The 14752-nt window shown below is 30.0% G+C and carries 14 protein-coding genes; 5 read left to right on the top strand and 9 right to left on the bottom strand.

All coding sequences use genetic code 11. From position 1 onward, the window contains the following. Positions 1–382: 382 nt before the first annotated feature. From ON24_RS05505 to hmd, 7 genes are all read right to left on the bottom strand, one after another. Entirely contained in the window at positions 383–943 is a 561-nt protein-coding gene (locus tag ON24_RS05505; protein ID WP_016357640.1) for a UPF0254 family protein, read from the bottom strand. Continuing rightward, positions 936–1574 carry a ThiF family protein HcgE gene (locus ON24_RS05500; RefSeq protein ID WP_016357639.1) on the bottom strand — a complete coding sequence of 213 codons (639 nt, stop codon included), beginning with the start codon at positions 1572–1574 and terminating at the stop codon, positions 936–938. Before ON24_RS05500 ends, ON24_RS05505 begins: the two co-directional genes overlap by 8 nt. 272 nt (positions 1575–1846) lie before the next feature. Further along, positions 1847–2551 carry a Nif3-like dinuclear metal center hexameric protein gene (locus ON24_RS05495; protein ID WP_016357638.1) on the bottom strand — a complete coding sequence of 235 codons (705 nt, stop codon included), beginning with the start codon at positions 2549–2551 and terminating at the stop codon, positions 1847–1849. A gap of 15 nt (positions 2552–2566) precedes the next feature. Then, a complete protein-coding gene (locus tag ON24_RS05490; protein ID WP_016357637.1) occupies positions 2567–3358 on the bottom strand; it encodes a DUF1188 domain-containing protein in 792 nt (263 codons plus the stop codon). An 80-nt stretch (positions 3359–3438) separates the two neighbouring features. After that, complete coding sequence (locus ON24_RS05485; protein ID WP_016357636.1) at positions 3439–3915, bottom strand: DUF3236 domain-containing protein; 477 nt, start codon at positions 3913–3915, stop codon at positions 3439–3441. A gap of 75 nt (positions 3916–3990) precedes the next feature. Further along, positions 3991–4992, bottom strand: coding sequence for a 5,10-methenyltetrahydromethanopterin hydrogenase cofactor biosynthesis protein HmdB (gene hmdB, locus ON24_RS05480; RefSeq protein WP_016357635.1), 1002 nt, complete (start codon positions 4990–4992; stop codon positions 3991–3993). Between the two features lie 138 nt (positions 4993–5130). Then, positions 5131–6150: a 5,10-methenyltetrahydromethanopterin hydrogenase gene (gene hmd, locus ON24_RS05475; protein WP_016357634.1), complete on the bottom strand. Its 1020-nt coding sequence runs from the start codon at positions 6148–6150 to the stop codon at positions 5131–5133. Positions 6151–6506: 356 nt separating this feature from the next. Here hmd and hmdC point away from each other — a divergent pair, with 356 nt between their 5' ends. From hmdC to pyrB, 5 genes are all read left to right on the top strand, one after another. Further along, a complete protein-coding gene (hmdC, locus tag ON24_RS05470) occupies positions 6507–8009 on the top strand; it encodes a 5,10-methenyltetrahydromethanopterin hydrogenase cofactor biosynthesis protein HmdC (protein ID WP_016357633.1) in 1503 nt (500 codons plus the stop codon). Between the two features lie 304 nt (positions 8010–8313). After that, entirely contained in the window at positions 8314–9180 is an 867-nt protein-coding gene (hisG, locus tag ON24_RS05465) for an ATP phosphoribosyltransferase (protein ID WP_016357632.1), read from the top strand. 22 nt (positions 9181–9202) lie between these two features. After that, entirely contained in the window at positions 9203–9985 is a 783-nt protein-coding gene (locus tag ON24_RS05460) for a fumarylacetoacetate hydrolase family protein (protein WP_050553566.1), read from the top strand. A gap of 273 nt (positions 9986–10258) precedes the next feature. After that, a complete protein-coding gene (locus tag ON24_RS05455) occupies positions 10259–10744 on the top strand; it encodes a flavodoxin domain-containing protein (RefSeq protein WP_040682201.1) in 486 nt (161 codons plus the stop codon). 310 nt (positions 10745–11054) lie between these two features. Then, positions 11055–11996, top strand: a complete 942-nt coding sequence (pyrB, locus tag ON24_RS05450; protein ID WP_016357629.1) for an aspartate carbamoyltransferase — start codon at positions 11055–11057, stop codon at positions 11994–11996. A 250-nt stretch (positions 11997–12246) separates the two neighbouring features. On the opposite strand, the gene ON24_RS05445 is transcribed toward pyrB, so the two are convergent. Next, positions 12247–13404 carry a Cdc6/Cdc18 family protein gene (locus ON24_RS05445; RefSeq protein WP_040682200.1) on the bottom strand — a complete coding sequence of 386 codons (1158 nt, stop codon included), beginning with the start codon at positions 13402–13404 and terminating at the stop codon, positions 12247–12249. 858 nt (positions 13405–14262) lie between these two features. Then, positions 14263–14736, bottom strand: a complete 474-nt coding sequence (locus ON24_RS05440; RefSeq protein WP_040682199.1) for a DUF2299 domain-containing protein — start codon at positions 14734–14736, stop codon at positions 14263–14265. Positions 14737–14752: the final 16 nt, after the last annotated feature.

The following is a 14752-nucleotide window of genomic DNA, read 5'->3' as shown; positions in this document are numbered from 1 at the left end:
CGATAAAAATCTAACTTTAATACCTAATGACTTAAAAGAATTCAATTATAAAATTTTAGATAATAGAACTTTATATTTTTTAATTAAAATAAATACTCATTTTAAAAAAAATTTAATAAAAGAAGATAAAGAAAATTAAACTTTTAAAGTTATAATACACTATATAAAAAAGAATTAATATTAAATTTAGAAACCTTATAATGAAATAGCCTAAATTAAAAAATAAGATTTTAAAAATAGAATAACACTAAAATTAAAAGATGAAATAGCTTATTTGATAAACTTAACATGATTAGATTAAAAAATAAGATTTTTAAATGAAATAATACTATAATTAGAAGAGGAACACTCAGATAAATTTAACAGCATTTAATTAAAAAAATCAGATTTTTTCAATTGAAACATTGTCCATATCCTCAATGGATTTAAAGTCGTTATTTAAAAGATATAATAGAATCCTTAAAGCTTTTCTGATTCCATCTTCCTGTCTGTTATATAGCTCCTCACTGTTATTCTCCCTTAAATCTGAGAAAACATCGGTAGTGGTGACGATGGAATAATCATCTGTTAGAATACATATTCCGCCTCTTCCAATACCGGCTGTAGTACCGATGGCTATGTCGGAATCGGTTATATTTTTAACAGCCTCGGCCATTATCTTACTTACCTTTTTATCCCCCTCTTCATCATAGACCTTTATACCCTTAATTAAGGTTTTAGGTTCCGGAGGATTTTCAACCTGTAAAACCGTCTTAACTGCGTCTATTGTTGGAATGAATAAACCACAAACAAGACCAATATCATTATAGTCAAAATCCCCGAATTCCTTTGGATTTTTAATATAGTCCCTTCCGAAATTACCTTCATAGGATTGGGCCAGTGCGTGGATCTCACGTCCAATCTTACCATGGGTGAAACATTCTGCCGTGGCAATTCTAATCATCTTTATCATCCAATAATCTTAAAGCTGTTTTAGTAATAGCCTTGGATACCTCATCTAAGGTGTATGGAGTAATAGGTTCGTGGTCCCTTAATAACTTATTAGTTGAAACAATTAAATGATCTTTTAATATACCTTCCTTTTTAAGTTCGTCTACTGCAGGATTGTCCTTATATTCTGATATGTCCTTAACGGTAATCTCCTCATCACCATAGCCAAAGATTCCACCGGTACTAATAGTTTTGGCACCTATTGATTTAGCATGTTTTATGATTTTAGCCGCCATAGGTATTGTATTTCCTCCAGCTATCTCAATTACCACAACATCTCCCTTAATTAAATCAATATTATCCTCATTGATATATTCAGGAATACTTACAACATTTCTATAATCCTCATCATGGGTGCATATTCTTTTTAGGAAATCTGTTTTATATTCACCTATCTCCCCTCCAAGTAACGTGAAAATGACATCTGAGCCTGCAATCTTTTGACCATCAAAAGCCACAATCTCCTTTGGTCCACCACGATGTACCTGAATTAAATTAATACCAGTTCTTAAACCTAATCTTCCAAATCCTACAAGGTCTATTCTACCTTTAGGAACTCTCTGATTTTCAATATCTTCTATCATTCTATACCTCTTATAAAAAATAAATAAATAAAATGGTTAAATAAATCTATCCATGCTTTATTATATCATGCCCTTTTAAGATAAACTGAAATAGATATATACAAAAAAGTTTATCTAACCTGTAAAAATAACTAAAACAGTTAATAAAACATCTAATCTATTCAAGCTTAATAGCTAAAATAATCAAATAAACCATTACTCAACTTGCAAACGAACAAAAGCAAATCAACTTATAAAAAAATCATTATTCAATAATATAACCTCTTAAGACGTTATGGTAAATCCACCCACGGCTTTTTATTTAAGACAACTATTGGAATATTTAACTTAGATAGAATATTCTTTAAATCATATAATCCTGGAACCTCACTATCATGATGGCCTAAGTCGATTAAAGTAATATCCAAATATGAGGCTAAGACTGCCGTTTCCTGAGTCAAATCACCTGATATCAGAATATCCAAGTCTAAATCAGATGCTAGTTTTATGTATTCAGGATTTTTAAGTCCGAAACCAGAGATCACCCCAATATTATTTACTTGCTTCTTATCCTCAACCTGGTTTACGATTCGGACATTGGAAAAAATAGATGAGACTGTGGATTTGAATGATTCAAAATCACCATCAAACCTACAAACCCTTCCAATACCTGTCTTTTTATCAAATACATCAACAACATCCAAACCCAATATATTTGCAAGTGATTCATTTGCACCCCCATCTATAATATCCCAGTTTGAATGGATAGTATATGTAGGGGTTTTAGGTGTAAACAATGGAGGGTGATGTGTAACTATCAGAATATTTTCCTCTGAAAATCTCAAATCATCCTCCCTGTATAAATCCATCAATATATAAATTGAGCCTATTTCCTGATTTAAATCATACTCTCCCTGAAAACCTATACTGTCATCTTCTAAGCCAAAATCCTTAGGAATTCTATTATCAATATATACTATAATATCTTTGAGTATCATGCATCTAACCTAAAATTAATTAATAATGATTTCTGAATGTATCTTATCTAGTTCATCTTTTAAAAGCTTGTCACAGTCAAATGGATTTATTGTAGATATCTTCAGAGCCTGCCTTAATGCAAGATTCATAAATTTTTCAATGTTCCTCTCTTTGAAGATAATCTCCTCATAAAAGGTCATCTCACAGGCACTGTATAGGACACCATCCATGTTTTGAGCCTTGTTTAATACATCTGTCAAGACGCCGATAGTCAAAGTCATGGTACCGGACGTCTTTGTATTGATTCCCTTTGTTTTTATAATAGCCTTGTTTGGAGAGTTTACAACCTCCAACCTTTTATGGATATTGTTTTTATCCTTTAACAGCTCATCGTTATCCTCAGCTACAGGGTCCTCAATAATAAATCCTTTAAGATTAAGTTTTGATGATTGCTTGACTGTTAAACCTCCAAAACCTGTTGTATCTATTAAAACATCAGCAGCATAGATTAAATCCAGATTGGATGAGAATTCAACATCACAGTAAAGTTCACCACCAATATCAGCATGCAATAGCTCCTCAAGATGTGGATAGATATCAATCAATGTAATGTTGTTATAATACCTAGAGAGTTTTTTTACGATTCCAAGTCCTGTAAAATATGTTCCAACTACAATAATATTAGAATCCCTATCGAGATCAAGGGAATTGACATAATCAAGTGTTACTGAAGATTTCTTACTGATTATCTCATCAAATATATCTATTAATCTTGTTTTTGATTTTATTGTATATACTTCCGTGGTAATTCCAGTATCAATATCCATTATTTAACCTTCTTTAACAAATACTAAGTAAAGATTTCCTAAAGCATGAAAAAAATTCAACAGTTTACCTTAATGAGAATCTAGATCTTTTTAAATCCGACCTTCTCTAAAGCCTCTACAGCCTCCATATAAACTGCCTCCTCCAAGGGTTTAGATGTGACAGCATGTGACGGTGATGATCCTGCTGTTAGAATCCTTCCCTTATTGTCAATGAAAACTAGAAGTGAACCTGAACCAGGTACTCCAAGTCTACCGCGACTTATAATCAAGTCACAGTCACATTGATCAAGGGCAATATATGCCTTTGAAAGAGCAGGTATTCTACTTGTATCTGCAAAATTAGTATTTATCTTTAAAATATGAGCTTCGTTAAGACCATACTCTTTTAATACCTTATTTAAAACTTTAACCTTAATTCCATTCTTATTAGGAACATAGATTTTTTTAGCATTCTTTATATAAGTTTGAATCTCATGAACCTCTTCGATCTTATCCCCAAAGCGGCAGTTATTTTCAGATTCCTCAAATGCATTTTTAATCATCTTTTCAAAAGACATAATAAACACTATTAATCAGTTTTAAAATCAAATAACATTATGTTTTAAAAGTTTAAAAGCTTTAAGTAAAATGATTTAACAAAGGGTCTGAGCCTTTAAATCCAAGTTATTTATAACAGACATTACATCTTTAAAGTTTCCACATATAGGTGAACCTACACCCTTAACATCCAATGGATAGTTATCGGCAATGACTGTTGCTAAATTACTTGCTCCAGCATTTAAAGAGTATACAACATTTTCAGGTCCAATGGTTGGAGTTGGTACGGTGATTCTAATACTTGGATACATTATACGGGTAACTGCAATCATCTTCAATTGTTCCTCTAATGGAGATGCCGGATGGTTTTCCATTGGAGTGCCTTTATATGGATTAAAGCCCATAAGAGGAATTTCCTCAAGATTCTTAAAAGTGTTTAGAAAATGTAAATGTGCTATCCTATCTTCCAAACTTTCACCAAGGCCGATTAATATACCTGAGGATAGTGAAACACCTGCATCATCTATCATCCTACATACATTTACCCTATCCTCCAGCTTTTCACCAGGTTTTACAAAATTAAATAAATCTTCATTGGTTGTTTCTAAATTACAACAAATTGTATCGGTATTTAATTCTTTAAGTCTATTAATAGCCTCCTCGTTTAAATCTGCACCTACATTTACAAGAACTTCAAGGGAGGTGTTGTTTTTAACAATTTCAGTTGCTTTAATAGCCTGTTTTCCATTGTAACCATGACCACCAGAACAGCTAACCCTAGGGATTCCTGCCTCCTCAATAGATTTTGCAGCCTCCAGTATCTCATATTTGTTCTTGAAAAAAGAGTCGTAATATCCGTCAGTAGATGTTTCTGTTGCAAATCCACAGTATTTACATCTTGGATATATCTGGCATTTATTAGTAATATGGATTGTTGAAGTTAATTTAATTTGGTCAATATTCTTATCTCGAATTTTAACTGCAATATCACATAACTTATCTAAGTCTTCTCTATTGTCAATTTTTAATAATTGAATATATTCCTCATCACTTAGTTTTTTATTATTTTCTGCTTTTTTTAAAACTTCATCAATCAATTTTACACCTGAAAAATAAATAAATCTAAATAAAAAATAGTAAAAACTTATTTTTTAATAACTAATTAACTTAATGATTAAAAAATAAGTTAAATATGTTGATTTTAAAAATCAACTCAACTTATTTATAGAATATAACTATTCTTTTTTATCTTTTCCTAAGTAATCTAATACAGTAGGAACGATTTCAGCTAAAGCACCGAAATTCATTGAATCTGCAGTACCGAGTAATGCAGCAGGGTCTAAAGCTTCATCCATTTTATCAATACCTTCGTCATTCATAAGTGCAGTAACTTGGGTTAAAGCTTGATCTGCCATGTTTTGTGCAAATCCAGCAGGAGCACCTAAGATTTGAGTAACAGTGTCTCTGTATGCTAAGATACCTGCGTAGGTAATAGCGGTTACAGCTGAACACATATCACATACAGGTCCTAATAAGTTTGCAGGTAAGGTAAATGCTTCACCTCTTGCTTTAGTACCTAATTCTAATAAAGTGTTAATTGCTTCATCACTAGCATATCCTTTAGCAATGTATGCTTGACCTTTCATTTCAGGTACAGCACCTGGGTGGTAGGAAGCTACATTTACTTTAGCACCTAAATCATCAAAGATTTTTTTGAATTGAGTGGTAGGGATAGTACAAGCGTGGGTTACAATAGCACCTTCTTTAATATCTCCAGCAAAGTTTTTGATTATATCAGGTTGCATTCCACCTTCTGGTAACCAGGTCATTACCCAGTCAGCATCTGCTACAGCTTCAGAATCATCTGCAGTAGTTTTCATTCCTAAATCTTCAGGGTCTACAAAGTGAATAGCACCTTTAGGTGGTTTAGCGACTGTTTCAGCTAATGAGTTTACTTTTTCTCTTATTGCTGGCATTACATCTTCAGGTTTACCTGCTTTGTGAGCTGCGATAACTTCATCATAATCAAAATCGTCTACAATAGTTAAACCTTCTTTAAATACAGGATCAGCTACTACTACTTCATCTACACCAGCAAGGTGTAATAATTCAGCACCCATTTCAATAGTTGAATGAGTTAATGCGATTTCTTTTTTACCAGTTTGTTCTGCAACTTCACAAGCTCTTGTAAAGTTTGTAATACCACTTGCAGAATGTGTTCTGTAACATCCTGCACCTAAAATAGCTACTTTCATTTTTTGTCTCCTAAAAAATATTTAAATTTTAAATTTCGTATTTAAAACTATTACTACAAAAAATTATTGAAAATGTGCCTTAATATATAAAATCTATTAATTATTTTAAGAGTAGATAAAAATTTTTTAAACCCTATATTTTTCAAATAATTTTATCTTAGAACAGATGGTAGTAATATATAGAATTATAAAAATAAGAATATATAAATTTTTATATTTAATTATGAAACTGCATACATAATTATTAATTTATTCTATTAATCAACTAAATAATTATTACTTAATAACAAATGAGATTAATTAAATATGATAAATAACAAAGTATAATAAATATTCAACTGGAGGCTTTTAGGTAAATGTATGAATTAATTAAAAAAGCTGTCAATAGTGATGAGGCTGCTATTGAATTATCAAAAATGGATAAAGATGTGACAGAAGTTGTAGATGCAATATCTGAGTTATCCTTAGAAGAAACCATGAAACTTGGTACCAGATTTAAAAAGTTCCCAATCGGATGTGATTTGAATGAGATAATCGTTGGAACCTGTGCATCAGATTTGGAATTAAAGGATTTACTTGGAAACTGCAGGCTAGCCAATATGATTGGATCTCCCATTCATATATGTGCATATGCATTTGCAGACATAGCTGAAAATAATGATATGCGTGGAATAGACGTTATGAAAAAAGTCCATGATACCGTTGATGTTCCACTAGACCTTGATCATTTTGGTGAAAATGGACCTATGAGACTTCCTAAGAATATTGTTGGATGTGGTGGAGAATGTTATTACAAAGGTCCTGCATTTACTGAATGCCCAAGAGGAAGAATCCATGAAAGATTAATAGATAAAGAGTTAAAAGAAAAATCCGATAAGGAGGAATGGGTGAAACTATCATCTTCCGTTGCCATTAACTTAAGTTCAGTGCAAAGTGGTGAGGGACATGCAGCTCCATATGCCGAGGCAGTGGACGTTGCGAATCTAGCTAAAAAATATAATAAGGGACTTGAAGCCATCATGTTTGTTGGTGATGGATATGATGAGCTTATTACAGGTTTTGAAAAGGCTATAGATATTGGAGCAGACGTGTTTGTAATAGAAGGTGGACCTTATAACCGTGCGGAAAATACCACGGAAGCATATGCCAAAGCAATAGCTGCATCAAGAATATTATGTCCTGGAAAGGTTGTTGCAACCAATGGAGCATATGAACATGAATGCCGTGCAGGATTAAGATCCGGACTAAACATGATTATAACAGGTTTTCCAAAGAACCATCATGGATATATGTGTGGATATGAACCGGGAACTGCTAAAAGGGGTAATTTCGGTCTTCCTAGAGTAATTGAAATAATGAATGAAGAGGTTAACAACAAGTATACAAGGGTACCAATTCAAAGGGAAGAGTTAATAGCCCTTGCAACCTCCGTTAAGATAGCTGGGCCCGAGAACATATACCCTAAAAAGATCGGATCATACACCGTTGGAGATGCACACTGGGCTACATTGACAAGTTCCAGAATATATGACAACATCAATCTAAAACATGATCTAAATAGTATTGTGGAATCAGTAAATGGTAGCAGTGTTGCATTGCTTGGTGGAAGATTCATATCCTGGGTAATTGCAAAAGAGCTTGATAAACAAGTGGATGAGATTATTATATCTGATGTCGACCCTTGGATTCAGAATGTTACCGTAGACAACCTTCAAGAGGAACTAGATGCAACTATCATCAAGGGAGACGGAGACGTGAACAGTTCTGAAAAGTCAGATGATACAATCATTACATCAACAATACCAAACATCTCAAATAAAATCCTAAATAAAGTTCCAGATGCAATCAATTTAGTATAGTTTTTATAAACTATACTAATACTTTTTTTAATCATTAAAGTTTAAGATAGATATCTATAAAATGAAACTGTTATCTTAAATCTAAGAACCATTTCAAGTGTAAAAACTATAATCAATATCCCAGAATATTATTATAGTAAGACTATTTTTTAAAATCGAATATCTATAAAATTAAATATTAATAAAATATATTTATAATTAATAGAGGAATGTATTAAAGAAAAAATCATAGAAATTATTTAAAAATATTTTAATTATATTTACATGACCAATTCTTAAAAACAAATAATGAAAGGAAATAAATATGAAATTACAAATAGCTATACCTTCAAAAGGAAGGATAAGTGACCCTTCAATTGAAATTTTAGAGCAAGCTGGTTTAAAATTAAAAGACACCACCAACAGAAAACTAATGGCAAATACACATAATCCTAATATAGATGTTATGTTTACACGTGCCAGTGATATTCCAACATTTATCGAAGAGGGAATCGTTGATATGGGAATTACCGGCGTTGACTTAATCCATGAAAAAGACGCGGATGTTGAGGAAATATTGGATCTTGATTTTGGTCAAACAAAGTTAGTACTTGCAGTTCCTGAAAGCTCCAACATTAAAAGCATAAAAGATTTTAATGAAAACATGAGAATCGCAACAGAGTTTCCAAACTTAACCAGAAAATACCTTAAAGAAAATGGTGTTGAAGGTGTTGAAATTGTGGAACTTGCAGGCTCTACCGAAATAGCTCCACTTATAGGAATCGCAGATGGAATTACCGATTTGACCAGTACAGGAACAACATTAAAAACAAACCATCTTAAAATTATTGACACCATTTTAGAAAGTACCATTAAATTGATTGCAAATAAAGACAGTTTATCTGAAAAATATGAACTTGTTGAGGCTGTTACAACCAGTATCCAAGGTGTAATAAATGCATCAAACAAAAAGTTGATACTAATGAATGTTCATAAAGAAAACTTAAACCAGGTAAAGGATGTTCTTCCAGGTATGAGTGGACCAACAATATCCGAGATTCTATCTAAAAAGGATATGTTTGCGGTTCAAGCTGTAGTGGATGAGGACAAAGTATTTAAATTGGTTAATGAACTTAAAAAAGTAGGGGCAAGAGACATTCTTGTTGTTCCGATTGAAAGGGTTATTAACTGATTATTAAAGTGAAGGTAATTTGATGAAATTTATAAGATTTATATACAATGATGATGTCAAATCAGGGATAATCAAAAACAGTCAGATTTATGAAATAGACTATGATGATAATAAGGAATTACTAGATATCGATTTTAATCGGGACATTATTAATGATAAATCTTATAGTTTCAATGAAATTAAAATAATAGAACCTACAGAACCATCTAAACTGGTATGTATTGGGCTTAACTATAAAGAACACGGTGAAGAATTAGAGATGGAATTACCAGAGGAACCTAAAATCTTCCTAAAACCAGAAACATCCGTAATAGCCCATGAAGATCCGATCATATACCCATCAATGTCAAACCAGGTTGATTATGAAGGGGAGTTGGCTGTTGTAATAGGTAGAGAATGTAAGGATGTTGACATTGAAGAGGTAAAAAATTACATATTTGGATACACCATAGTCAACGATGTTACAGCACGGGATCTTCAAGCAAAGGACGGACAATGGACAAGGGCCAAAAGTTTTGATACATTTGCCCCTATAGGACCATGTATCGAAACCGACTTAAATCCCCTTAACCAAAAGATAGAGACTAAAGTCAATGGCAGGATTAAGCAAGATTCCAATACTAAAAACATGATTTTCAATGTCTACCAATTATTAAGTTTTATATCCAATATCATGACATTAAACTCAGGAGATGTGATATCAACAGGTACACCAAAAGGTGTAGGTGAAATCAAACCAAATGATACCGTTGAAATTACAATTGAAAACATTGGAACATTGAAAAACACATTAATCAAAAATTAATATCTATATTTTTTTAATAAAACATGAATTAAGCTTAAATTAATTAAAGAAAATCATTAAATCATCCAAATATCCCGGAAATTAGCTTCTTTTATAAATGAAATTATTATCAAATGTCAATAATATTTTACTTTAGAAAGCAACAATTTTTTTTAAAAAAGCTTCAAGTTTATATAATTTATAAAACATATTTTATAATGATGTACAAATTATTTTTATTATGGGAAGGCTATTTAAATTAAATTTTTAATTAATGAATAAGGTGTGAGTGTAATGAGAATTTTAATCCTTTACGATAATGTAAACAGTAAAGCTGCAGAAATTGCAAATGAAATCCTTGAAAATGTAGATTCAGAATTTAAAAGAGCATTTCCTGTAAATAAAGCTCATGATGCATGTTTACTAAAATATGATTTTATAATATTAGGTGGATCTGTCAGTAAAAGAAGTATTCCAAGGGAACTTAAACAGTATGTTCAAAGAAACATGAGAACATTAAAAGGTAAAAACATTGGAATATTTATTACAACCTATGAAAAGGAAAAGGAATCCAAATATCTATACAAACTTTACTCAAAAGAGTTAGTAAGTTCCGCATATCTAACAGAATTCTTCTATGATGAGAATATCAACACAGGTTTCTTTTCAAGACCTAGAACAAAAACACCTAATAAAGGTAAAATAAACGAACTAAATAAAAGCCGTATAAAATCATTTATTGATAAAATCAACGAGCTTAGTGCTCGTCGTAAGAAATAATAATAAAATATTCAATTAATTAAGTGATAACATCACTTAAATTAATTTAATTTACTCATTTTTAAACTATATTCTAACAATTCAATTCAAAAACAATACTCTTTTTAAATTATTATCAATTAATAAAAAACAAAACCAGTTTCTAAAATAGTTAACCCTATTTGATTTTTAAATTGTTGACACATAAAAATAAGATCTAACTTTAAAGAGCTAAAACAGAATTAAGATTCCATGAAGAATTCTAATTTTTACAATACTAATTTTAAATATAAATAAATATATCTTAAAAAAATCATAATAATAATTTAAGGTGATTGAAATTTTTAATCTTAAAAATGTTATATCTATTAAAGATTTTTCAAAGGAAGATATTAATTACATCTTAGATGAAGCTAAGAAACTTGAGAAGGTTGCTAAATCACAGGCTATTTCCAATGATTTAAATGGAAAGATTCTTGGTATGATGTTTTTTGAACCATCAACCAGAACTAAACTATCATTTGAAACTGCAATGAAAAGATTAGGTGGAGCTTGTGTAGGATTCGACAGTGTCTCATCATCATCAATGGAGAAAGGTGAAAGTATTGCAGATACTGCTAAGATGTTGGAATCATACTGTGACGGACTTGTCATAAGACATGAGCTTGAAGGGGTATCCCAATTCATATCAGAAATTGTGAATATTCCAGTAATCAATGCTGGTGACGGGGCAGGCCAACATCCAACTCAGACATTACTTGATTTATATACCATGAGAGAGGAATTCGGTCATATTGAAAATCTGAATGTTGCACTTGTTGGAGATTTAAAATATGGTCGTACCGTACATTCATTGGCATATGCTTTAGGATTATATAATGTGAATATGACATTTGTATCACCAAATGAACTTAGGATGCCTAAAGAAATCTTACGTGATCTTGAAAAAAATAATATTAAATATAGGGAAAACACTGATCTCAATGATGTCATTGATGATATTGATGTGTTATATGATACAAGAATCCAGAAAGAAAGATTCCCAGATGTCGAGGAATATTTGAAAATAAAGGACGCATATTTAATTAATAAAAAAATGTTAGAAGGAAAGGATTTAATAGTCATGCATCCGCTTCCAAGAATCAATGAAATAGACTATGATGTTGATGATACCAAACATAATAGATACTTTAAACAAGCATTTAACGCCGTTCCTGTAAGAATGGCAATTCTTAAAAATCTAATATTAAACAATAAAAAATTTGAAGATTAAAATATTCAATCTAAAAGAGAATTAATTATAATAAATAATCATTGAATTATTTATTTATTTTTAATTAATCTTAAAATACTATTTCTAATTTTTAATTAAAGAGTTAATATTTTTCAAAAACTGATTTTAACAATATAATTAATCATATAAACTAAAAAAAGCTAATTTTAGACATTGTTTAATTAAAAACTTAAATTCCATTTAAAATAATAATAAAAAAAATTAAATTATTAAATAATAAAATAAAGGATTACATGGAGTATAAGGTATTTTCAACCAATTTCTCATCACATTGTAGTTTAATAATGTTGGTTCTACCTTTACCTCTACCAAAGGATTTGGTGTTTGTTGAAATTATACCTAACATTTCCAATTCATTAATGAAATCAAAGATCCTTCTATAAGTTACGGAATCACCTTTTGAAACTTCCTTATATGTTTCATATAATTTACCTGAAGTAATTTCCTCTTTTTCCTTAGTTAATATTAAAATAGCTTCAAGAACCCTTTGTTGTTGAGTTGGTAAGGTTAAGATAATATCCGTAACTTTATTATGTTCAATTTCATTCTTAGCAGCAATAACATAGTCTCCTATTATTTTATCTGATTTATCATTGTCAGCTAATTCACCAGCGGTTCTGAGTAAATCAAGAGCATATCTTGCATCACCCTCCTCTTTAGCAGCCATTGCAGAACATAATGGAATAACATCCTCATCAAGAACACCCTCTTTAAATGACATTCTAGAACGTTCCTTTAAAATATCAGCTAATTGATCTGCCCTATATGGTGGAAAAACAATTTCCTTATCCCTTAAACTACTCATTACCCTTGGCTTAATAAATTTTTTAAAGTCTAAAAAGTTACTGATGGATAAGATAGAAACATTGTCTGTTCTGGTTAGGGTATATAATAATCCGTCACCGTCCTTCTCAAGTAATATGTCAATTTCATCCAAGATTACTATAAGGATCAATTCATTACCATTAAATTCCTGTTTGAAAATATCCCTAAATGTATTGATAATTTCCCCTTTAGTCCATCCTCTGTATGGAACATCTCTACCTAATCTTTGACATAGTTGAGCTAAAACCTGATATTCAGTAGTGTAATCAGTACATTTAATATATTCAACTCTAATGTATTGCTTTTTTTCTTTAGCAGCTTCTAAAAGTTGTTGTTGTGCAAATTTAGCTGCTGCAGTTTTCCCGGTACCTGTTTTACCATATATAGTTAAATCAGATGGAGTCACATTGTCCAATGCTTCAACCCAATATTTAGCTATTAATGTAATTTGTTCATTCCTATGAGGTAAATTCTCAGGTAAAAACCTATGATCTAAAGGTTTTTTATTTTTAAAAACTGAATTGCTTCGGTCTTTTAAATTTGCAAAAATATTATCTGTCATTGTGCCACCTACAAAAAAATAAACAATATAATAAAGGTAAATTAAATAAACCCTTATTAGATTGTTAAAAAAAAGTTATAGAATAATATTTTAAAATAAAATTAAAATAAAAATAAAATAACTAAAATTTCCCTTATGTGAAATATCACCTAAAAATTTTAAAGGTCTATTTCAACTGTAAAAATATGTACCTATATTAAAATTTTTCAAAGTACAACTGCAAGTGTAATATTGATGATTATATTTTATAAATTTTTCTATGAATTAACTTTTTTTATAAATGTGTGTGTGAGGTGTATTTCAAGTGAAACAATATTCAGTAAAAAACCAAAATGAAAACATCTATTTCAAGTGTAAATTTTTTTAAAAAATTTTTAAAAATAAAAATTTTTGAATTTTGTCAAAAAAATAGAGGGGTAAAATTTATGAAATTTTACAGATGAAATATACCTCTTAAGTTCTAATATATACCAATTTTACTTTCACTTGAAATGCCTCTCTCACACACCAAAAATTAAAAAATTAAATTCATAATAATTGGTAAAATTATATAAAAAAATAGAGTTAAGTCCAATGAAATTTCTAGGTATAATTTCAACTATAAAAATAATAAATCATGATATATAATAAGGTATATTGGAATATAAAAAAATATTATTATTATTATTATTATTATTAATATTTTAAAATTATATTTATTAATATATATTTTATATTATCATTATATAAAAAAAAGTTATATTTTATTTTAAAAAAAATAAAATGAATATAAAATAAATATAAAAAAATTTATTTTATTTAAAAAAAAAATAAAAATAGTTAAAAATAATTTAAATAAATTAATAAAGAATAAAAATTCTATTGATTGTCAAAATCATTTAGATCAATACTTGTTGATGAGAATGTCTTGTCAATCAACCATAAACATTGAAGTTTAGATTTGTAAATTCTTTTAATGGTGTGAATTAACTTGTTTTTTGTAAGACCATCCTCAAATATTTCATCTGTAATAAGGAATCTATTCAACTCGTTATCTGGATGTTCAAGTTCGAAATCAACTAGAAATTGATTCAATGTAAACCTCATAGCCCATATGAAATTCTCTTTTATCTGTTTTGAGGATTGACTGATCATCTTCTTCTGTTCTTCGGCAATTTCGGTTGCACATCCTATGAGGATCATATCCTCCTTTCCAACAGGTTGAATCAAATCCATCATATGGTCCTGGGGATAGTTGATTATGTAATGAAAATTAGCATTTTGATCCTGGATTTTCTTATTTAAAAGACCTTCATCAGTTAGCCACTTGATTATTTTACTTTCATCGATCATTTATATCATCTGTAAA

Source organism: Methanobrevibacter boviskoreani JH1, assembly GCF_000320505.1.
Lineage (GTDB): Archaea > Methanobacteriota > Methanobacteria > Methanobacteriales > Methanobacteriaceae > Methanarmilla > Methanarmilla boviskoreani.
Note: the sequence above shows the minus strand (reverse complement) of the source record. Positions and strands in the feature narration are given on the sequence as shown.

Bases quoted from the DNA above. Each gene is read 5' to 3' on its own strand.
- ON24_RS05485 (WP_016357636.1), bottom strand. From the start codon at position 3,915: ATGTCTTTTGAAAAGATGATTAAAAATGCATTTGAGGAATCTGAAAAT.
- ON24_RS05440 (WP_040682199.1), bottom strand. From the start codon at position 14,736: ATGATCGATGAAAGTAAAATAATCAAGTGGCTAACTGATGAAGGTCTT.
- ON24_RS05445 (WP_040682200.1), bottom strand. From the start codon at position 13,404: ATGACAGATAATATTTTTGCAAATTTAAAAGACCGAAGCAATTCAGTT.
- hisG (WP_016357632.1), top strand. From the start codon at position 8,314: ATGAAATTACAAATAGCTATACCTTCAAAAGGAAGGATAAGTGACCCT.
- hmd (WP_016357634.1), bottom strand. From the start codon at position 6,150: ATGAAAGTAGCTATTTTAGGTGCAGGATGTTACAGAACACATTCTGCA.
- ON24_RS05460 (WP_050553566.1), top strand. From the start codon at position 9,203: ATGAAATTTATAAGATTTATATACAATGATGATGTCAAATCAGGGATA.
- ON24_RS05490 (WP_016357637.1), bottom strand. From the start codon at position 3,358: ATGGATATTGATACTGGAATTACCACGGAAGTATATACAATAAAATCA.
- ON24_RS05495 (WP_016357638.1), bottom strand. From the start codon at position 2,551: ATGATACTCAAAGATATTATAGTATATATTGATAATAGAATTCCTAAG.
- ON24_RS05500 (WP_016357639.1), bottom strand. From the start codon at position 1,574: ATGATAGAAGATATTGAAAATCAGAGAGTTCCTAAAGGTAGAATAGAC.
- hmdC (WP_016357633.1), top strand. From the start codon at position 6,507: ATGTATGAATTAATTAAAAAAGCTGTCAATAGTGATGAGGCTGCTATT.
- ON24_RS05505 (WP_016357640.1), bottom strand. From the start codon at position 943: ATGATTAGAATTGCCACGGCAGAATGTTTCACCCATGGTAAGATTGGA.
- ON24_RS05455 (WP_040682201.1), top strand. From the start codon at position 10,259: ATGAGAATTTTAATCCTTTACGATAATGTAAACAGTAAAGCTGCAGAA.